The 19,362-nt window shown below is 71.7% G+C and carries 12 protein-coding genes; 1 reads left to right on the top strand and 11 read right to left on the bottom strand.

Annotation, left to right across the window (positions count from 1 at the left end; all coding sequences use genetic code 11):
• Positions 1–51 precede the first annotated feature (51 nt).
• Genes NQZ70_RS27590 through NQZ70_RS27575 form a run of 4 tightly spaced genes read right to left on the bottom strand, consistent with a single transcriptional unit; the run spans position 52 to position 5,871 of the window.
• Positions 52–879, bottom strand: a complete 828-nt coding sequence (locus NQZ70_RS27590; protein ID WP_129576871.1) for a hypothetical protein — start codon at positions 877–879, stop codon at positions 52–54.
• Positions 876–3,029: a hypothetical protein gene (locus NQZ70_RS27585; protein WP_129576870.1), complete on the bottom strand. Its 2,154-nt coding sequence runs from the start codon at positions 3,027–3,029 to the stop codon at positions 876–878. The genes NQZ70_RS27590 and NQZ70_RS27585 overlap by 4 nt, the downstream gene beginning before the upstream one ends.
• Positions 3,020–5,149, bottom strand: a complete 2,130-nt coding sequence (locus NQZ70_RS27580) for a hypothetical protein (RefSeq protein WP_129576869.1) — start codon at positions 5,147–5,149, stop codon at positions 3,020–3,022. The genes NQZ70_RS27585 and NQZ70_RS27580 overlap by 10 nt, the downstream gene beginning before the upstream one ends.
• Complete coding sequence (locus NQZ70_RS27575) at positions 5,146–5,871, bottom strand: hypothetical protein (RefSeq protein WP_129576868.1); 726 nt, start codon at positions 5,869–5,871, stop codon at positions 5,146–5,148. Before NQZ70_RS27575 ends, NQZ70_RS27580 begins: the two co-directional genes overlap by 4 nt.
• Before the next feature lie 969 nt (positions 5,872–6,840).
• Between NQZ70_RS27575 and NQZ70_RS27570 the strand changes: the two genes are divergently transcribed.
• Positions 6,841–7,626, top strand: coding sequence for a hypothetical protein (locus NQZ70_RS27570; protein ID WP_129576867.1), 786 nt, complete (start codon positions 6,841–6,843; stop codon positions 7,624–7,626).
• A gap of 48 nt (positions 7,627–7,674) precedes the next feature.
• Here NQZ70_RS27570 and NQZ70_RS27565 read toward each other — a convergent pair whose 3' ends face one another.
• Genes NQZ70_RS27565 through NQZ70_RS27535 form a run of 7 tightly spaced genes read right to left on the bottom strand, consistent with a single transcriptional unit; the run spans position 7,675 to position 19,358 of the window.
• Positions 7,675–9,120, bottom strand: coding sequence for an NAD(P)/FAD-dependent oxidoreductase (locus NQZ70_RS27565; protein ID WP_165374193.1), 1,446 nt, complete (start codon positions 9,118–9,120; stop codon positions 7,675–7,677).
• On the bottom strand, positions 9,117–12,887 hold the full coding sequence (locus NQZ70_RS27560; protein ID WP_129576865.1) for a serine/threonine-protein kinase PknK: 3,771 nt from the start codon (positions 12,885–12,887) through the stop codon (positions 9,117–9,119). Before NQZ70_RS27560 ends, NQZ70_RS27565 begins: the two co-directional genes overlap by 4 nt.
• Positions 12,884–16,810, bottom strand: a complete 3,927-nt coding sequence (locus NQZ70_RS27555; RefSeq protein WP_207217491.1) for an NAD(P)-binding protein — start codon at positions 16,808–16,810, stop codon at positions 12,884–12,886. Before NQZ70_RS27555 ends, NQZ70_RS27560 begins: the two co-directional genes overlap by 4 nt.
• Positions 16,807–17,211: a hypothetical protein gene (locus tag NQZ70_RS27550; RefSeq protein ID WP_129576864.1), complete on the bottom strand. Its 405-nt coding sequence runs from the start codon at positions 17,209–17,211 to the stop codon at positions 16,807–16,809. The genes NQZ70_RS27555 and NQZ70_RS27550 overlap by 4 nt, the downstream gene beginning before the upstream one ends.
• On the bottom strand, positions 17,204–18,214 hold the full coding sequence (locus NQZ70_RS27545; protein WP_129576863.1) for a hypothetical protein: 1,011 nt from the start codon (positions 18,212–18,214) through the stop codon (positions 17,204–17,206). The genes NQZ70_RS27550 and NQZ70_RS27545 overlap by 8 nt, the downstream gene beginning before the upstream one ends.
• On the bottom strand, positions 18,211–18,531 hold the full coding sequence (locus tag NQZ70_RS27540; RefSeq protein WP_129576862.1) for a hypothetical protein: 321 nt from the start codon (positions 18,529–18,531) through the stop codon (positions 18,211–18,213). The genes NQZ70_RS27545 and NQZ70_RS27540 overlap by 4 nt, the downstream gene beginning before the upstream one ends.
• Positions 18,528–19,358 (bottom strand): hypothetical protein, encoded by an 831-nt coding sequence (locus NQZ70_RS27535; protein WP_129576861.1) that lies wholly within the window; start codon positions 19,356–19,358, stop codon positions 18,528–18,530. The genes NQZ70_RS27540 and NQZ70_RS27535 overlap by 4 nt, the downstream gene beginning before the upstream one ends.
• Positions 19,359–19,362 lie beyond the last annotated feature (4 nt).

Raw genomic sequence — 19,362 nt, 5'->3', positions numbered from 1 at the left:
CGCTGAGCGGCGTTCACGTACCCGAAGGGCCCTTCTGCGCTCCGCCGCGACTCAGCCGCCGCGGCCCCCCGCCTCGCCGCTGCCGTCGGCTCCGGCCCCACTGCCGCCGGCTCCCTTCTCGCTGCCGCCGGCTCCCTTCTCGCCGCCGCCGCCGCCTGCTCCGCCGCCGCCCCCGCCAGCGCCCGTCAGGCCGGTGACCGCTGCGCACTCCGGGAGCGAAGCGCAATCGGCGCAGCCGCAGCCCTCCCGGGAGACCACGCAGAGGCCATCGTCGTCGCACTGCTGCGGGTCGCTGCAGACAGGGTCGTCAAGGCACTTGTCGCAGTAACACGGATCGCTCACCGTACAGTACGACACCGAGGAGCATCGAGAGCATCTCGGCGAGCCCAGGCACTCGATGCAGCCGCACCGATCGTCGTCGCCGCAGATCCCGTCTGTCGGCTGCCCGCAGCCGGAGAATGCGTCTTCGCACTCCGGCCGAGCCTTGCAGTCCTCGCACCGGCAACCCTCGAGGAACGCATCGCAGACGCCATCGTCCGTGCAGTTCGATCGGCTCGGATCGGAGCAGTCGACGTGCTGATGACAATCCGCGCACGTGCACGCGTCCTCCAGCCCGCAGACGAGATCGTCGCTGCACTGGAACGGCGTGCACCACGCCGTCACGGCGCAGTCCCTGCACGCGCAGGTCTCGCCGGCGAGCCGATCGCAGATGCCGTCCGGAGACGATTCGCAGGATGTGTCCGCGACGCCTCCGCTCGACCCGGCCGCGGGCTCGTCTTCCTCCGGCAGAGCGCCGCCGCCGGGGCAGCCCAGCGCGGTCGCCGCGAGCGCGAGCGGCAGGAAGATCGTGACAGCGACGCGCCACCTGCTCGAACTCATAACGCGATCCTCAGGCCGAGCTCCAGCTGCACGGGCAAGCTCGCGGTCGTGCTCCAGGTCGGAGCGCCCCTGAAATCGGTGGAAAAGGTATAATTCAGATCTCGATAGATGAAGCGCTGGCCGAGCTCGACCGACGTCCGTCGTGTGAAGAGATACCGGCCGGCGAGCCCCCACGTGAGCGCCGGCTGTGGAGCTCCGGCGCGCCGGAAGTCATCGCTCCAGATCGGCGCGCTCACCGCGAGCCCCGCCGACCCGCCGAGGTGGACCTTGGGCCACGCGATCCAGAAGACCCCGGCTTCCAGCATGGAGCGCGAGAAGAGCACGTCCTCGCTGTGCGGCGCGGCGGCGAGCTCGCCTGGAGCACGCAGGGGATAATAGAGGTGGCTCCCGAGCATGAAGCTCGCTCGCAGCTCGATCTGAACCGCGGTCCCGCGAGGGCGCAACCCGACGACGCCGCGCACGAAGCCGAACCAATCGAGCTCCCACTCGTCGCCGGCCGGGAACGCGGGGTTGCGGCGCGCGAGGTCGGCGATGCCTCCGAGCGCGATGTCGCGCAGAAATATGATCTCCTGACTCTCCGGGTGCGGGAACTCGATCACCCCCTCCGTCACCTTGACCTCGTCGTCGTGGTAGGCTCGCTCGCCGACGATGCGAAACGAGAACACGTCTCCGCAGCTCACGCCGGGGATCCAGAGCCGCGCGGCGCTGTCGGGCTCGGGGCGGACGTAATGCTCGGTCCCCGTCGGCCCGCGCACCACGAGCCACTCGATACCAGCGGCGCGTCGATGGAGCAGCCGACTCACCTCCTCGCTGGTTCCCCAGCGACGCAGGCTGACATCCACGCGGCGGTCCGCCGCGCTGACGAAGCCGGAGAGCAGCTGGTTCCCGTAGGCCAGCGTGTCTTCCCAGGCCTCATCGCTCTTCGGCCGAGCGAAGCGCAAGCGCGCCGGCATCGAGAACTGCGGTTCGTACCGGGCCGCCCGCCCTCCGGCGCCGGGCCGCTGCGCGCGGCGTGTCTTCCCTGTCTCCACGGAGCCGCACACGTAGTCGCAGACGTCAGGAGCGCTCCCGCTTGGAGCGGACCTGCAGGCGAGCCCGGTCGAGACGACCGTGACCGCGGGGCAGCTCACGGTCTTGGGGTAGAGGCAGTCGCGCTTCCACGAGAACCGGACCATCGTGTGCTTGAGCTCGATGGCCGGCGGCGGCTCGAAGTCGATCCACGTCCCCGTGTAGCGAGCGCTGGTCGCCCCTCGGTCGTCGCTCGCGACCACCACGACGCGCTTCGTGGTCCGCTCCGCGACGTAGGGGATGCGCATCTTGAACTGCCGCGACGTGTCGAGATGGACGTCGCAGGAGAACGGCTCGCGGCCGGTCTCCAGGTGCGCCCTGGCGCTCACCTCGCGCGTCCCCGGCGGCAGCACGATTTCGTGGGTGCGGCACCGCGGGATCAGCGGGAGGCGCATGATGCCCCTGACGCTCGGCGCGGCCTCGCCGAGCGCGATCTTCGCCGAATCGGTCTCCATCGGCCGATAGCTGCTCTCGGCGTAGTGGCCTCCGATGACGGCGCCGACCAGATCGATCGTCTTCGCCTTCGAGATCACCGAGCGGACGCTCAGCGTCACGACGTTGCCGTCGAGGCGCGGTTGATCGATGGGGCTCAGGTTCGCCGAGGCGGTCCCGCCGTCGTACCGCACCTCGCGCAGGTGGATCACCGCCACGCGCCAGGGCTGCTTCGTCTCGCGCGTGTTCTTGGCGCACACCAGCCTGTGGTTGTCGGTGTCGCGAGGGATGCTGATCTTCGGCTCGCACGGCCCACGCTCGTCGAGGCAGCTGACGCCGATCGCCTCGCCCCCCTTCGGTCCGCGCTGGTCCGGCTCGCCGGTCCGACTTCGTATTTCCGGCTCCGGGACGCTCAGCGAGATCTGCGAATCCCTGTTCCTGTCGAGGGTGATGCCCTCTCGCGCGACGGAGATGACGCACACGTGGCTCGGAAAGTCTCCCGGGTCTCCCTCGAGGTTGAGCGCGATGCGAAACCCCGTACCGGGGCCCTTGTTGTCCTGAGCGCTCGCGGAGCGCTCCAGCGCGAGCCCGAAGAGCAGCGCGAGCGCAGCGCAGCGGCACACGATCAGACAAAGTCGGATCACCTGCATTCGAAGCACCTGCCGCCAGCGCACTCCCGCGCGTAGGCGTGGTCAGAGGAAACATGGATAGGCACCGGCTGCGGGCACCTGGCGCAGTCGACAGGCGACCACCCCGGCATCGTGAAGCAGCGCCGAGGGCCGCCGGGCCGGTCCTCCTCGATCAGGGTCGCGGCCTCGAGATCGGCCCGCAGCGGATGCTCGCGCTGCGCGGCGCGTCCGGTGCCGGCGAAAGAGAGCTCCCCCGCTGGCACACACGCCCATGCGTGCGTGGTCTTGGCCCCGACGTCGATGAGCGCGGCGCGCGCGCCGGCGACGTATACCTTCTCGTACCGGGTCGCCTTGAAGCGGGCGCGCAGGAGCACGAGCATGACGTCGGTGCCGCCGGACGTGGGACAGTCCACGGACAACACGTCATCGATCCTGAACCCCACGATCTCCGTGCCAGCGGGGAGGGTGAGGCGCAGCCCCGGCTCGGGCCGATCGGACGTGACCCGGACGCGCGCGCCTCCGCCGGCCCAGGAGAGGGTGAGCCCGAGCTCCGAGCCCTCACCCGCGCTCCGGGGCTGATGGTCATCAGGGACGGTCGCCTGGCAACGGACTCCATGGCTCTCGGTCGAGAGCTCGCGGATCCCGCGGCCCAGGAGCCCGGCGCGCGCCGTGTTGATCTCCGGGATCGAACCGGCGTCCCTGCACGTGACGGGCAGCGCGCCGGGGAGCTTCACCCGCTTGTCCAGGAACACCTGCGACGGCAGCGGCCACGCGCGGCGCGCGAGCGCGTCCACCTCGACGACGAGCGGCTCTCTGCACGCCTCCGGCACGCAGAGCCGCACGTCGTCCACGTCGGAGCTCTCGAATCTGGACGCGAACGCGCGGTCGTCGCACGCGAGATCGACCCGACGCACGCCTGGAATGCTCACCGGCGGTGGAAGGACGAGGCTGGCCTTGAGGCCCGCATGGCAGGTCAACGTCGCGTCCTGACCGCGCTCACGGAGGCGCCACTGGGCGATGCCCGGGAACGGCTTGGGCATGAGCTCCACGGCGCGCTGCGGATCGAGGGTGCGCCAGTCGAAGCGCTGATCCTCGCGCGGCGCGCACGCGCCGTCGAGCGTCAGCGGGAGCGGCGCCCCCGTCGCCTGTCCCTCCGGCGCGCGCCGCCCCCACGCTCCTTCGCAGCGAACGCCGACCCGCCGGGCGTCGAGCCCGAGGAGGCCGCGCCATGCGCCCTCCGCCTTGCAAGCCGCGTCGGCTTCGCGGCACGCAGGCGCGCTCTGACACAGCGGATCGCTCAGGCAGAACATGCCCGTTCCGTCGGCGAGCCTCGGGGGCTCGCCCACGCCGAGCAGGCCGCCGAAGCGCACCGCGTGCTTGCGGCCCTTCACCTCGCCGTCCACGAGCTTGGCTTCGGCCTCGGTCGCGTTGTCGATCCGCGTGATCGCAGCGGGCGGACCGACGGCGGCGACGAGCGCGATGGCCGCGTTCATGGGGACGGGGAAGCGCAGCAGGGGCACGGCAGAGCCCGCGCCGTCCTCGTGCTTCACCGCGGCCACCAGCTTGGCGAGCGCCCGCACGAGCTGGTCGAGGATCGGGACCCCCCCGGCGCCCGTGAGGAGGCTGATCACGGCGAGGATCCACGGCTCCGCGTCGGCGAAGGCCGGGAGCGACAGGGGCCGCAGCAGCTCCAGCCGCCAACGGATGCATGCGAAGCACAGGAGCGCCGTGGCGACGTAAACGAGCCATCGATACGTCGTGGAGACTACGTGCAGCTCATGCAGCGAGCGCTCCGTCGCTCCGCTGCCGCGGTGCGCGGTGATCGTGAGCGTCACCCGCGCTATCTTCAGAGCGCGGAGGGGAGCTGCCGGGGGCTTGTAATTATAGCAGAGCAGCGCGTCGTCGCCCTCCTCGCCCTTGTCGTGCTTCGGTCGCTCGAGCGAGCCCCGGTCCTTCGTGCAGCGATCGACCACGTGCCCGGCGTCGGCATCGACAGGCGCGGCGTGGTACTCGATGTCCACCCTCACCGTGTCCTCGGCGAGGCCGACGATCTTGATCTGCGGCTTCCATGCGGCGCCTTGGATGGCGAGCCACTGCCCCGCGGCCGCTTGTTTCCCCTGGAAGAAGAAGAGCGCGTTCATTCGCCTCCCTCCGCTCGGCTGCACGTCCTGCCGCAGGCGCCGAGGTACTGTCGATCGCTCGTGTGGATGCACGTCGCGAGCGGCTCCGGACACGACTTCGTCGGCGTTCCGTTGAAGCAGTCCCGCGCCGTCACGCAGCGCGCGACGCACTCTCCTCCATGGCACACGCCAAAGCTCGATCGCCCCGGACCGGGCAGATAGCAGGACGAGCCGTCCGATAGCCGCGGGTCGCCTCCGCTGCAGGCGGAGATCAGGTCCGGGTAGTCCGATGCATGCTCGGGAGGGACGGGCGCGATCCGGGTGGCGCCGATGATCCCGACGTCATCGTACGCCCAGCATCCGACGCCGAGGAGCGTCAGCTGCTGGCTCCGGGTGGCCTCGAGGCCGTTCTCCCGGCCAGCCGGCGGCGCGCACGACTCCCGGGAGCGGGCGAGCCTGGACGGCTGCGCGCGCGCCACGAAGATCTGGTCCGGCGAGTCGAAGATGCTGACGTCGGAGAGCGCGCATTGCTCCCAGTTGGCGATGGCGCCCAGCGGGGCGCCGCTCACGCCCTCGCCCGACGGCACGACCTCGGGCGCGCAGCCGAACAGCGCGCAGGCGACCACACGGGCGCCCTCGGGCGCGCGCCAGGAGAACGCGGCGGGGCGGGTGTCCTCCACGTGCGAGAGCGCGAACTCGGGGACGGCATATCCATGGATCAGGGAGCGCTCGTTGGGTTGCACGACGCGGCACGACCTCCGCGCGCGCTGATCGGGATCGGCTGCGACGCACGCCGCGAGAGGGCCTTTCAGCTGCACGGGCGGCTCCGGATGCGCGTCGACGCAGATCGCGCCGGCGGGGCACTCCGCGTCGGATTCGCATCCCTGAAGGCGCACGCAGTGCGTGACGGGATCGCTGATCGAGCACGGGCAGTCGCACTCCCCTGCGTCGAGCCCGCCGCTCCGCGCCTGGCACCCGAGCGAGGCGCCCCCCCACGCCAGCGCGCTCGATGTGAGCGCGGCGATGGCTACCCGCGATCGCAGGACAGCCCACCTCCCAACGTTCGGAGTTGTGCGTCGGGCCGTGGGGGAAGAGGACCCCTCCGTCGTGTCCCGTGGAGTGATTGAGATCATCGGGCTTCTCGTGAGCCGCTCGCCGGTGTCAGGAAGAACCCCAGGTCCGTCCCGGCGTGCGCGGACGATGGCGCCAGCGTTTGAAGCAAGCGCTGCACCAGGAGGGGACGGCCGCCTGCGGACGCGGTGACGAGGCGGCGGGTTCGCGCCGGCTTCCGGGTCGGCCGGCGAAGCGCCGCCGGCGCGCGCGGGGCCTCTCCGTCGAGGCCCGGCGCACGCTCGCTGGAGCGATGGCCGCGACGCGACAGTCCACTGCATTGGACCGGCTGTCCACTCCAGTGGACACCCCACGGCGCCTCGAGCGCTGGGCGGCGGCGTCGCTCGCGCCGGGGCTCGACGGCATAATGCGGGGCTCGCGCCCGGGGCGCTGGCCTGCGGCGGCCGCGCGGAGCCCGCGCCCACGCCTGGCACGCCAGCTGCTGAGCACGCCGAGCGAGGTGGACAGGTCGCCGCCCCCTCCTCTGCGGGCTGTCACGCCGGCGCGGGATCGCCCGGCGCCCGCGGGAGGGGGCATCGACGGTTCTGGGCGGCCGCACCCGCAACAGCAGTGCACCCGGTCACGCCAGGGAGGAAGAAACCATGTTCATGCACTTCACGATTCACGGGATCAAGGCGCACAGGGTCCAGGATCACCCCTTTGATCCGCTCAACACGAGCGTCGAGCTCTACCAGACGTGGCACCTGTCGAACATCGACCCGCTCGTCCCGATCGCCGACAAGCCGGCCTCGAGCTTCACGCGGCTCGGCTTCAGCACGCGCGGCGGGCCGGATGACGGCGTGAGCTTCCGGGAGAAAGAGGCGAGGACCGTGGTCGATCCGCAGATCATCTTCGGCCTGCCCGACGATGTCTTCGTGAGCGGCAAGAAGACCCGCTTCGTCATCGACTACCATCACTGGGAGTCGGACGGCTCGACGGCGAAGGTCCGGGCCGCCTTCTCGAACGGCACGCTGGCGTTCCTCCTGAAGGTGTGGAAGGAGTCGCACGGCGACCAGGCCGCTTCGCGCGCCCGGCTCGAGGGGTGGCTCAAGGACAACTGGCAGCAGGTGCTCAAGGGGGCGATCGCGGCCGCGGGCATGGCCTCGTCGCCGTGGGTGGCCGTGGGGACGAGCATCCTGCCGGTCGTCGAGCTCCTCGTCGACGTCGCGAGGAACAACAGCGACGATTACATCGATATGCACCGCTTCGTCGTCGAGCTGAGCGGCGAGGGCGCGCCCGGCCAGATGAAGTGGCGCGTGATCCCGCCCTCGGGCGCGACGCCCGACTGGGTCGCCGGGCAGGGCAAGCAGGAGCTCGTCGTGCGCGCGGAGGACGGCGGCGGCGACAATCTGTTCGATGTCCGGTACGTCTTCCGGATGATCGACTAGCCCCTCCAGGCGCCGGCGCGCGAGCCCAGCCCCGCGCGCCTCGGGGGCTCAGCGCCCCCCGAGCGTCGCCCCTCGAAGCGCGGCGAGCCCGAGCTTCTTCTGCTTCGCATGGACCTCTCTCGCCCACCCGTACAGCCACGCCCCGTCCTCCCGGATCGCGCGGGCCAGCGACGCCTGGAAGCCGAGGAGCGCGGCCCCGCCGGCGAGCCAGCCCGAGGCGCCGCCGGGCGCAGAGGCGCCGAGCGCCTCGCGCCAGAAGCCGGGCCCGTGCGCCAGCGTGCGCACGAACATCTCGGGGGTGATCCCCTCCCGCGCCGCGATCACGCCGCCGAGGATCCCCCCCGTCACCTGCGCGTAGCGCGCGTCCTTCTGGGCGGTGAGGCTCATCGTCCGGAACATGGCGAGCCACACCGGAAGCAGGTGCCGATTGCGGATCATGGTGACCGCGAGATCGCTGATCCCGAGATCCGGGTCGAAATGCGCGCGGAAGTCGGCCTCGTAGCGCGCGAGGAAATCCCTCCCGAAGCGCCCCTCCCGGAACGCCGCGCGGACGGTGCGCGCCGCCACGTGCGCGCTCGAGAGCGCGAGCGGGATCCCCTCTCCATTGATGGGATCCACGAAGCAGCCTGCCTCCCCGATCAGGAGCCCGCGCTCGAAGTGGTTCCTCGTCGCGCCGCCGTAGCTCCGGATGGGCCACCCGCGCTGGGGCCCGATCTCCACGCGCGCGCCCTTCGAGCTCGCCAGGTGGTGGATCAGCCTCGTGAGCTTCGCGTAGAAGTCGCCCAGCTTGAGGCCGCTCCTCACGAGCGGCTCGCTCACCATCCCGACGCCGATGTTGCAGAGCCCCGGACGCACGGGGAACACCCAGCCGTACCCGGGGAAATACTTCTCGTCGAAGTACATCAGCGTATGATCGAGGGTCAGGCCGCGCGCGTACGCGCGGATGGAAGCGAGGGTGTAGCGGGGGTCGTTCATCCGCAGGCCCGCCGCGTTCGCGACCGCGCTCGTCGCCCCGTCCGCCCCGACGAGGAGCCGGCCCTCGATGCGGCACGCCTTGCCCTCGCGCGTCGCGCTCACGAGGACCCCGCGCGCCGTCGCCTCGAACCCCGTCACCCGGCACGACTCCCGGGCCTCCGCGCCCGCCCGGATCGCTCGCCGGAACAGGAGGTCGTCGAGCTCCTTGCGCGGAATGGCGTGCCCGTGCGCCGGCAGGCCGGCGACGCGCGGCAACACCCCGGAGACCAGGTGATCCCGGTTCAGGTAAAGCCGCGATTTGCGGATCGGGAGGCAGTCGAGCCGCCGGATCGCCTCCCCGCAGCCGAGCGCCTCGAGGCGCGCGAGGCCCCTCGGGCTGACGTAATCTCCACACGGCTTGTCCCGGGGGAAGCGGGCGGCGTCGCAGAGGAGCACCGCATACCCCTCGGAGGCCAGCTCGATCGCGAGCGCGCTCCCCGCGGGCCCGGCGCCGGCGATGACCACGTCATAGACCGTCACGCGACCCCCGGGCCGCCGAACGCCCGCTCGACCCCGGGGGCGATCGCCCTCGCCAGAGGCGTCATGTCGGGGACGCCTTCCGACGACATCCAGGCCCCCGCCTCGTCGATGTGGCGGGCGCCCTCTCGGCCGCCGGCGACCCTGCCGAGCGCCCAGCGGGCCACCTCCCGGTGAATGGCCATCCTCGCCGCCGTGTACCCCGCGAGCGCCGAGCGGAGGTGAGCCTGCGCCTGGCCGCTCCGCCCCTCCGTCGCGGCGAGGCCCGCGAGGAGCAGCGACGCGTGCGGGCGCGACGCGAGCACCGTGGCCCGGCCGATCGCCCGGACGAGCTCCCTCACCCGGCGGAGCAGCGCCCTCCGCGCCGACCCGCCGCTCTGCCCCGCGAGCGCGAGCGCCGCGCGCGCCCGCGTCCACCGCAGCTCCATCGCGGGCAGCTCCATCCGCAGGAACAGGCCGTCGCGCAGCTCGGGCCAGTCCCCCTCGATCCGCGCGACGGCCGATCTCGGATCGCCCACGTAGAGGTCGAGCGCCACGCCGGAGAAGACCCGGTGATACGCGTGCATCTGGTAGAACCCCGACTTCCAGGTCTCCACCACTTTGCGCAGATCGGTGGCCACCTCGTCCACCCGCCCGGCCGCGAGCCGCCCGACGCCGTGGAACCCGCCCCGGTAGTTGTTGGCCGCGAAAAGATCGCCGCGCGCCTCGGCCTCGCGGATCGCGGCGGGGATCCGCGCGACCAGCTCGCCGACGCGGCCAGCCTGGCCGAGCGCCTGCAAGCTGAACACGATCGCCACCGCGGCCTCGTACTCGGCCCCCCGGCACTCCGCGCGAAACTGCACCGCGGCGGCGTCGCAGAGCCTCGCCGCCCGGTCCCAGTCGCTGTGGAAGAAGGCCGAAGAGCCGGCGCCGAGCAGGTAGAAGGCCCGCTCGTAGGGGGCGGCGCCGCCCTCGAGGGCGCGCTCGTTGCGCCGCACGAGGTCCCGCGACCTCGCGCGCAGGAAGCCGCCGCCGATGAGCGCCGCGAAGGCCGCCTCGTAGCCGAGCGACCGCGCGATGTGGGCGGAGTCTCCCTCGCGCAGCGCTTCGAGGAAATGCAGGAGGCCGACCCCGTCCGCGCGGACCGGGTCCATCATCGACAGCGCCGTCGTGGCGGCCCACAGGTCGTCGAGCCGGCGCCGGGTGCTCGGGGCGATCGCGCCGGGCGGCCGCGCCTCGAAGTCGAAGCCCCTGAGGTACAGCCGCAGCCGCTTCCCGGCCGACACAAGGAGCGCGCCGTTGCCCGACGTCGGCAGCCGCACGCGCGACTCCCCGAGGAACGCCTCCATGAGCCGCAGGCCCTCGTCGAAGCGCCCCGCTTTCAGGTACTGCTCGCCCGCCCGCCGCCGGTAGAGCCCTCTCCGCTCGATCTCGCGCGGAGACTCCTCGGCGAGCGCGCGGGCCGCGCGCTCGAACGCGGGGGCCGCGTCCGTGCTCCGTCCGGCGTTGGCCAGCGCCTCGGCGAGCAGGGCGTGGAGGTCGGCGCAGGGCGCCTCTCCGGCGGTGTGCTCCAGCGCGACGCGGTAGAGGCGCGCCGCCTGCTCGAAGGCCAGCGCGGCCTCGGCGCGCCGCGCCGCGGTCATCGCGTGGCGGCGGGTCCGGGGCCGGTCGCCGGCGGCCAGCGCGTGGGCCATGAGCTGCTCCGCGTCGTCGGAGCCCGCGGCCTCCATCGCCGACACGAGCGCGGCGTGGTGCCGGGCGCTCACCTCCTTGGGCAGCGCGCCCGCGACGAACTCCCGCAGCCGATCGTGGTAGATCTGGAGCGTCTCCTCTTCGCCCGCGCCCGCCCACCGGAGGAGGCGGAGCAGGCACAGGTCCCGGAGCCGCCGCCGGTCCCGGCTCCCCGCCGCCTCGAGCAGCACCGCGGCGCGCTGGGCGGCCCCGGAGAGCGCCGCGACCTCGACCAGCGCGCGGTCCTCGTCCGAGAGCGCCTGGAGGCGCTCGTGCAGGAGCGACGTCGCCGTCGTCGTGAGCCCCCGGGCGCCCTCCGCGGTCCGGGCTGCCGCCGCGAAGTGCGCCAGCTCGGCGACCAGGTAGGGCACGCCGCCGGCTTCCTCCACGATCTCGAGGACGGCCTCCGCGCCGGCGCCTGCGCGGGCGGTGATCGCGCGCGCGAGGGCGACGGCCGAGCCCGCGCCGAGGGGCGCGAGCTCGATCTCGACCGATTTTCCCCTGGATCGGGCCATGGAGAGGGCCTCGAGCAGCGCCGGTTGAGGCGTCTCGCCGGCCGGGCGGCGCGACAGGACGAGCGCGACGTGGGGCGGATCCTCGCCGCCGAAGACGCTCTCCACGAGGGCGACGCTGTCGGCGTCCGCCCACTGCGCGTCGTCGACCCAGAGGACCACGGGCTGCCGCGCGGCCGCGTGCGCGAGGACGACCCGGAGCGCGGCGAACCCGGACTGGCGCAGGGCGCGCGGGTCGCCGCGGGCCGCGCCGGACCGCGCCTTCGCGTCGACGACGGGCACCCGCCGGAGCTCGGGGAAGAGCAGCGCCAGCGCCTCCGCGCCCTCGGCGGGGCAGAGGGCCGCGGCCGAGGCCTCGTCGAGGCCGACCCAGTACCGGGCCAGATCGTCGATCGCCGCGTCGAACGCCTTGTACGGGATCGACTCGTACGGGTGGCACCGCGCCTCCAGCACGAGCGGCGGGGCCGGGCCGGCGCCCTCCAGATCGCGCAGGAACCGCCGGACGAGCACGGTCTTCCCCATGCCCGAGGGCCCCACGACGTCCACGGTGACGAGCTGGCCTTGCTGGGCCGCGGCGAAGGCGTCGCGCAGGGCGCCGAGCTCCGCCTCGCGGGCCACGAAGTCGAGCTCGGCCTCCGCCGCGAGCGGGAGCCGGCTGGCGCGGGCGCGGGGCGCCTCGGCGTCCTCGCGCGGGGCGGCGTGCTCGCGCAGGGCGGCCAGCGCCTCCGGGGCGGGCATGCGCCGGCCTGGATCCGGCTCCAGCAGGCCGAGCACGAGCCGATCGACCGCGGGCGGGACCGAGGGCGCGAGCCTCGACGGCGGGGCGGGCAGGCGGTGCTTCGCGTCGATCTCCTCGGAGGGGTCGTCTCCGAACGGGAGCCGGCCCGCGAGGGCCTCGTAGAGGACCAGGCCCACGCTGTACCAGTCCGAGGCGGGGAGCGGCTTCGGGTCCCAGTACTGCTCGGGCGCGAGGTAGGGCAGGGTGCCGAGCACGACGCCGCGGGCCGTGTCGAGCAGCCGCGCGCGGGAGACGGGGGTGGCCATGCCGAAGTCGAGGAGGGTCACGTGTCCTTCCTCGCTCACGAGCACGTTGGTGGGCTTCACGTCGCGGTGCGATTTGCCGGAGGCGTGGACGGTCGCGAGCGCCTCGGCGAGCTGGAGCCCTGCCTGGCAGATCCCGCGGATCGCGGCGGCCTGCTGCTCCTCGGGCGCCTTCGGGTCGAGGCCGAGCCGGTCGGTGAAGGGGAGCCCGCCCGGGACGACTTCCATCGTGAAGAAGCACCGCTCGCCCTCGATGTGGAGCTCGTGGAGGCGGACCAGGTTGGGGTGGACGATGTCGCGCAGGGCCCTGTATTCCGCCTTGAGCCACTGCCGTCCTTCGGGCGTGGTGTCGAGGAGGGTCTTGAGGGCGACCTCCTGGTCCCACCGCCGGTCGAGCACGCGGTAGACGATCCCGAAGGCGCCCGAGCCGAGGACTTCCCGGACGACGTAGCGCCCTCCGGCGTCGAACGGCCCGCCGACGGGCGCGGCGACGCGCGCGGCGTTCACGGCGCCTGCTTCCCGGGGCCGGCCTTGACGGCGCCGAGCAAGGAGAGGAGCTTTTGCAGGTTCGGCGGGTCGCCGCCGAGCGAGCCCGCGAGGTCCTTGCCGGCGCGGACGATCTCCATGAGCCCGTTGAGGCCGCCGGCGAGGTCGTTGGCGTCCGCGCCCCAGTCGTTCTTGAGGGTGGCCCCGAGCGCGGCGAGGAGCGACTGGCCGGGGCTCGGGTCGGGGTGCGCGACGTCGGCGAGCTTGTCGAACTGGAGGATGTCGGCGATGTGCGGCTTGCCGGCGCGGAACAGCATCTCGTCGACGCGCTTGAAGAAGGCGAGATCGTCGAGCTCGTGCTCCTCGATGTCCCAGATGTCGCAGTAGTCGCCGGTGATGCCGGCCCTCTCGAGATCCTCCGACCTGTGTGTGGAGGCCATGTGATCGAGGATGGCGTTGACGGCGTGCCGCCCCGACTCGTTGGCGGCTTCCATCGTGTTCATGCGGGTGAACGTGCGCATGTACGAGCCGCAGAACACGACCTTGTCCTCGTGGACGCGGTAGCCGCCGTGGGGAGCTTGCCAGAGCCCGGTGCCGTCGGTCCGTTCGCCGTTCCCGAGCTTGCTCCTTCCGGGCACCCACGGCATGCAGCGCGGCCGGTTGTCCCAGTCTCCGACTCTGTTGATCAGGAACGGGGTGCGGTTGGCGCGCAGCGCGCTGCCCGCGAACACGAGGTTCGAGTCCAGATGATAGTAGAGCGGCTCCGGGAGCGGAAGGCTCGTCACCGGCGCGGCCGCGCCGCGGATCGTCCGCAGACTATCCTTGATCTGGCGCCAGACCTCTCTCTGGATCTCGTCGGGAGAGGAATCCATGAGGCTCTTTCCCGTGAAGGAGGAGCGCCGGCAGCAGCTCCCGATGTCCACCGACAGGACGCCACGGATGCGCGGGGTGATGCCGTCGAAATGCTTCCCTACCCAGAACTGCGACTGCGACACGGCGGAGAGGCCCCACTCGGTGTCCGGAAAATAGACGTGTCCACGTACGAGCTTGAAATCCTGGTCGAAGTAATACTGGACTCCCGTGAACGTCTGGAGCCGATCGCCGGGCGCGTCGCCGTACCGCTGCCCGGGCAGGCGCGGTGTCGTCACGCGCACCGCCTGCGGGAACTGCTGTGCGCTCTCGCTGGTGAGCCGCACGTCTTCCGCAGGGCGCGCCCAGCGGCGGAGGACATTTTCGAGGATCTTCACCTCGTGCGGGCCGACCCTGCGGTCGAACCAGAAATGGAGGCGCAGCTCCGGTACGCCCTCCGGCTCTTGCACGGTCTGGCCGGTCGAATACGTCGCCGAGCGGAACACGGATCGTTCCCGTTGCTCGAGCGATTCATCGTCCTCGGCGGCCTGGACTCGGCGGAGGAGGCTCCGCAGCTTGTCGTCGGCCTCCTGCGGCGAGAGAGGGCTCGTGTAGGTGACCGCGATCTCGTAGCGTCCCAGCCCGGCAGGCAGCTGGGTCGTGATGTAGCTGGTGAACCCTCGAAGCTCCCGGGGCACGCCGTCGTGTGGGAGGGTGCTCATCTCGCTGGAGTTCCACCACCGAGTCACCCGCTCGGCCGCGACGGCGTCGAGCGCGACGACATGGTAGTCGGCGTCCGGGAGAGCTAGGCGCTGCCCTCGGACCAGCACCTCCAGCTTTTTCCCGGTGCCCGTGATGCTCAGGAGCTCACCCTGGTGGAACTTGACATCGAGATTCTCCTCCAGGTGCTTGCGCCACGGGACGAGCCAGGCGTGGCTCGTCGGGCCCGAGAGGATGCAGTCCGTGTACTGTCCGCCGAGCACCTGATCGAGGAGGAGCTGCAAGTACACGTTGGCCTGGGTGCGCGCGTCGCAGTGCTCTGCATCCATGGCGACCAGCGCCTGTGGCGCGGCCCGGATCGCCTGGATGAACGGCTCGGAGTAGCAGCCTTTCTGATCTGCGCCGAAAAACGTGAACAGCGATACTCCCTCGTATTCTTTTTCCCTCCTCGCGCTGCACGTCATCAGGTAGCGGACGAGCTTGAAGAAGAAGCGCGTGAGATCCCGGCGGCCGAAGCCGAGCCCCTGCGTGAGGCGCATGTACTCCGTCCTGAAGGCCTCCAGGCTGCGCGGGCGCTCCCGGCTGAGCGGGACCAAGCCCTTGCGCGCGGCGAACACCTGGCGGAAGGTGGGCTCGAGCTGATCAAAGGCCGTGGGACGGTGGCCGGGCCCTGGGTTTCCGACGGGCGTACGCTTCATGGTATCGAAGATGTGCCGATAGAAGCTAGGAAAGAGGCGGTACCCGTGCTCCCCCGGAACTAGCTTGCCGCGAGCTCCTTGTGCGCCTGCTCTGCGAGCTCCTTGTGCGCCTGCTCTGCAAGCTCCTTCGTCTGCTCTGCGAGCTTCTTGTGCCTTGTGCTCATACAGGGCGTCCCATTGAGTCCGAGCCATGCCGCCCACCTGGAGGTCGGGCTCGACCTGGAAATCAGGGTCCTGCCACGTGATTTCTCGCGGGTCGGGCGAAGCAGGCTCGATGACGTGGACCTGGAAGTTGCGCTCTGCGAGCTCGTGGGCTGCCGTGAGCCCCGCAATCCCGGCCCCGTAGACCAGCACGACGGTGCGACCGCCTCGACCGGCCTTCGCGCCGATCGGCTTCGAAATCGTCCAGCCGTCTCGGAGGGTCCGATTGCACCAGCGCGCAAGGCGCTCGGGTGCCTCCTTCTTTTTCTGAAATATGAACGACCTCCACCAAACGCGCTCTATCGCTGAGCGTTGGTCGAAATATTGCCTTCTGTTCGTCTCCGTCGGCTTCTGGCCGAAGATGCTCCGATAGCTTGTCGGCGTGCGTTCCTGCTCTTCCGGCTCCTCCAGGCAAGCGTTGGTAAATAGAACCAGCTCCTGCTCGAGGATGTCCGCCGACCTCGCGTCCATTTCGGCATCCTGCTTGCCGGCGTAGGCGCGACGGGGCGCTCCCAGCGCGTAACGGGCCGCGTTGAGAAACTTGCAGACGCGGTCCGGATCGTAGAACCAGGGCGACCCTTCCACAGGATGTATGCAGGGAATTGGTCTGTCGCCGGCGGCCTGGAACAACGCCATGCACCAGGCCACGAGATCAGTCGCCCCCTTTTTGCCCAGGAGCTCTACGATGGAGTCGAGGATGGATCTCGGTTTCTGAAGGAGGTACCAGTAAGGGCTCGGCCGGTCTACCGACGAGTAGAAGGCGGAGTCCAGCAGGCGTTCGAGCTCGCGGCGGGCTGGCACCTTCCGATCCTGTTCCTTGGCCGCCGTCAAGTGAGCGCTGTGCTCGCTGCGCGTCCTATTGAGGTTCGATTGGTACACGGACGCACCCATGTCCCCCGCGAGCCGTCGATCCGCCAGGAGCTCGAGCAGCGCAGCGTCGTAGAACGCGAGCACCTCGCTTGGAATGGCAGCGTGCCACGTGCGGAGCTGCTCGTCGACGACCGTCGGCCAGACGTCCTTGTCCGCGACCGCATCCGTGTGCCGCGGGGCCGCGTACTTGCACTGGCAGAGCAATAGATACATGAGCTGCTGCCGTACGAAACGCTTCACGGAGTCCTGCGCACGGTTGGCTGCCCGCCCGAGGTCGAGCGCCTGCAGGCGATCGTGGGAGCCGTCTCCATCAGGCGTGCTGTTGAGCCACCTCGACTGGCTGCCATAGTCGACCAGCTCACCGTAGAATGGCTCTTTGGGATTGAAGTTCGCGAGCGAGCGCAGGATGATATCCTGCCAGTCTTCTCGGCGGGAGATGTCGGACAGCAGTTTGTATGGCTTGCGATCTGGAGTTGGGAGCGCCTTGGTTCGCGCGCAGAACTCCAGGAACTCGGATCGCTTGTGGAGTTCCTCCCTCAGCTTTACGCGCTCCTTGTGCGCCGGGCCCCGCCTCCGGCTTCCGCCCCGCTGTCTCTCGTCGCTCATTCCCCGCTCTCCAGCTCCAGGCGGAGCTCCTCCGCCTCGTCGATCCGCAACAACGCTCCCACGAAGATCTCGAACGCGCGGAGTCCCCGCGAGAGGTCCTCCACCTTCCCGGCGAGGCCCACCGCCCCGCCCCGCAGCGACTCGCTCAGCGTCCGCTCCCCCGACAAGAGCGCCCGGATGCTCTTCCGGTCCGTCGAGATCCGGACCGCCGCCCGCTCCGCCAAGGGCACCTCGACCACCTCGCGCCCGACGCCGCCGAGCCCCACCGCCGGCTCGGACGCGACGTCCACCGACACCGTGAGCCCCTCGAGGCAGCCCGCCATCGCGGCGCTCGCCTCCGGCTGCCGCGCCGCGATCAGGCGCAGCGCCCGCCGCAGCGTGCGCGTCACCGGCTCAGCCACGGACCACCTCCAGGAGGCACGGGCCGTCTAGCTCGACCGCCTCTCCGGCGCAGACGCCGCGGATCCGGGCGCGCGCGTGGGCCTCGTTCAGCCGCACCACGCGGCGGACGTCGGTCTCGGAAGGCACGAGGATCTGCCCGCGCACGCCCGCCTCGATCTCCCCCGACAGGGACTCTCCGCCCCGGCTCGCCTCGAATCTCGTCCACCGCGGCACGTCGCGGTCGTGGTCCGGCAAGAGCAGCGCCGCCGCCGCGGGCACGCGCCCCGAAGGCCGCGCATCCACGGCGCCCTCGGCCGTGAAGCGCGCCTCGGTGTTCCGGAAATACCGCACGATCGCCCCGCCCCGCAGGAGGAACACGCTCGTCGCGGTGGTCCGGGTGCGGGCGCGATCGTTCATCCTCGAGAAGACCACCGTCCACGGGACGGCCGGATCGCTGGGCACCGCGCAGCCCCATTCCCAGGAGAAATCGCCGCCCCAGCGGAATCGACCCCAGTTGTGGTCGTGGTACGCAGGCCTGTCCTCGAACGAGCGCCGCTGTCCCTCGATCTCCACCCAGCCCGACGCCAGGAGCCGCGGCACGAGACACCAGCTCAGGTGAGCCCCGGGCCCGAGGCGGATGTCGTGGCTGAGCGAGGGCACCGACGCGGGCGCGAGGACGACCTCCATCCGCGCGCCGTCGCCGTGGTTCACGATCTCGTACCGGCCGCCGCGCCACCGCATCGCGGCGCGATCGAACGTCGCGTCCATGCGGCCCGGGCGCACCTCGGGCCTCGGGCACCGCGCCACGTGCCCCCGCCACGCTTGCCGGCAGACGACCGTGATCGCCTTTCCCGCGCCGCCGCCCTCCAGGCTGAGGTTGAAGAGCGACGTCCAGTCCTCGCCGAAGACGACGAAGTGCTGCCACTCCTTGTAGTCTCGCCTCGCCTCGAGCTCGAACGGCAGACCGCGCCACGGATCGGCGTCCGCGGCGAGGGCGCTGAGCCGCGCGGCAGAGAGGCTCACCGGAGGAGATCTTCCACCGGCCGGACGGGCACCCCTGCGGGGGGCGGCCCCTCCGGGGGCGACGCGCCCTCGGCCCACGTCTCCGCGATCCGCTGCACGCGCCCGCTCAGCGACAGGACCCCGAGCAGCGCGAGCAGCACCGCGTCCTCCGCCTCGCCGTCCCCGGAGACTGGCCCGCCGTCGCCGCCGGGTCGGCCCGCCGCGGCCGCCAGGCCCGCGAGCGACGCGATCTCCCGGCTCGCGCCGAGCAGCCCGAGCACGGCGTGCAGGAACCCGTCGTGCGTGTCGAAATCGAGCTCGGGCGCGGTGACGCTCACGGCCGTTCTCCGGCGCCGGCCAGGTCCGACAGCACGCCCTCGAGATCGCGATCGAGGGCGCGCACGAAGGCATCGACGTAGGCCGAGGGCACCGCGCCGCCTTCCTCGCTCACGATCCCGCCGGACAGGCCCTCGAAGAGGGTGCGCGCGCGGGCGAGCAGCGGAGAGCCCGCGAGGCGCCGCTTCCAGGAGCGACCCTCGTCGGTCTCCGAGAACCGCCGGCCCTCCCGGACGAGCGCGTGGAAGGCCGCCTGTCCGGCGAGAGGGTACTTGACGAGGAGCGCCTGGGCCGCGCGCAGGCGCTCCAGCACGGCGTCGCCGGCCTCCGCCTCGCCGCGGGCCCGCCGCGCGAGCGCCTCGTCGAACTCCCGGCTGTAGCGGACCAGGAGGCGCTGGTAGTCGCCGAGCGCGCCCAGGAGGGCAGCCAGGATCGCGTCCCGCTCGCCGCCGGGCGGGGCGCCGGCGCCGGGATCGAGTCCGCGGTCGGCCCGGGGCTCGCGGCCGAACGACGGCTCCGCGGGCATTTCCAGGGGCTCGGCCACCGGCGGATCGACCGAGAAATCCGGGAAGTCGTCCTCGCCGTCGCGCGCGCCGCGGGCGGCCGCGGGCGCGCCTGCCTCGCGCGCGCCGCCGGCAGCCCTGGGGGCGCCTGCCTCGCGCGCGCCGCCGGCAGCCCCGGGCGCGCCTGCCTCGCGCGCGAACCTCGCGAGCCGCGCCTCGGGGCCGTCGTTCGCGCTGGCCCCGCTCTGAACGCGGCAGAGCGCCTCGAACATCGCCTGAATGTCGACGGCCTGGGCCTCGGCCAGGCCGTCCTTTCGAACCGACATCGCT

Source organism: Sorangium sp. So ce836, from assembly GCF_028553905.1.
GTDB classification, from domain to species: Bacteria; Myxococcota_A; Polyangia; order Polyangiales; family Polyangiaceae; genus Sorangium; species Sorangium cellulosum_D.
The sequence above is the reverse complement of the archived record's forward strand: the minus strand, read 5'-3'. Positions and strand labels throughout refer to the sequence as shown.

What these genes read in the sequence shown, in the direction of transcription:
- NQZ70_RS27590 (WP_129576871.1), bottom strand. Translation starts at nt 879, where the DNA reads ATGAGTTCGAGCAGGTGGCGCGTCGCTGTCACGATCTTCCTGCCGCTC.
- NQZ70_RS27585 (WP_129576870.1), bottom strand. Translation starts at nt 3,029, where the DNA reads ATGCAGGTGATCCGACTTTGTCTGATCGTGTGCCGCTGCGCTGCGCTC.
- NQZ70_RS27580 (WP_129576869.1), bottom strand. Translation starts at nt 5,149, where the DNA reads ATGAACGCGCTCTTCTTCTTCCAGGGGAAACAAGCGGCCGCGGGGCAG.
- NQZ70_RS27570 (WP_129576867.1), top strand. Translation starts at nt 6,841, where the DNA reads ATGTTCATGCACTTCACGATTCACGGGATCAAGGCGCACAGGGTCCAG.
- NQZ70_RS27555 (WP_207217491.1), bottom strand. Translation starts at nt 16,810, where the DNA reads ATGAGCGACGAGAGACAGCGGGGCGGAAGCCGGAGGCGGGGCCCGGCG.
- NQZ70_RS27535 (WP_129576861.1), bottom strand. Translation starts at nt 19,358, where the DNA reads ATGTCGGTTCGAAAGGACGGCCTGGCCGAGGCCCAGGCCGTCGACATT.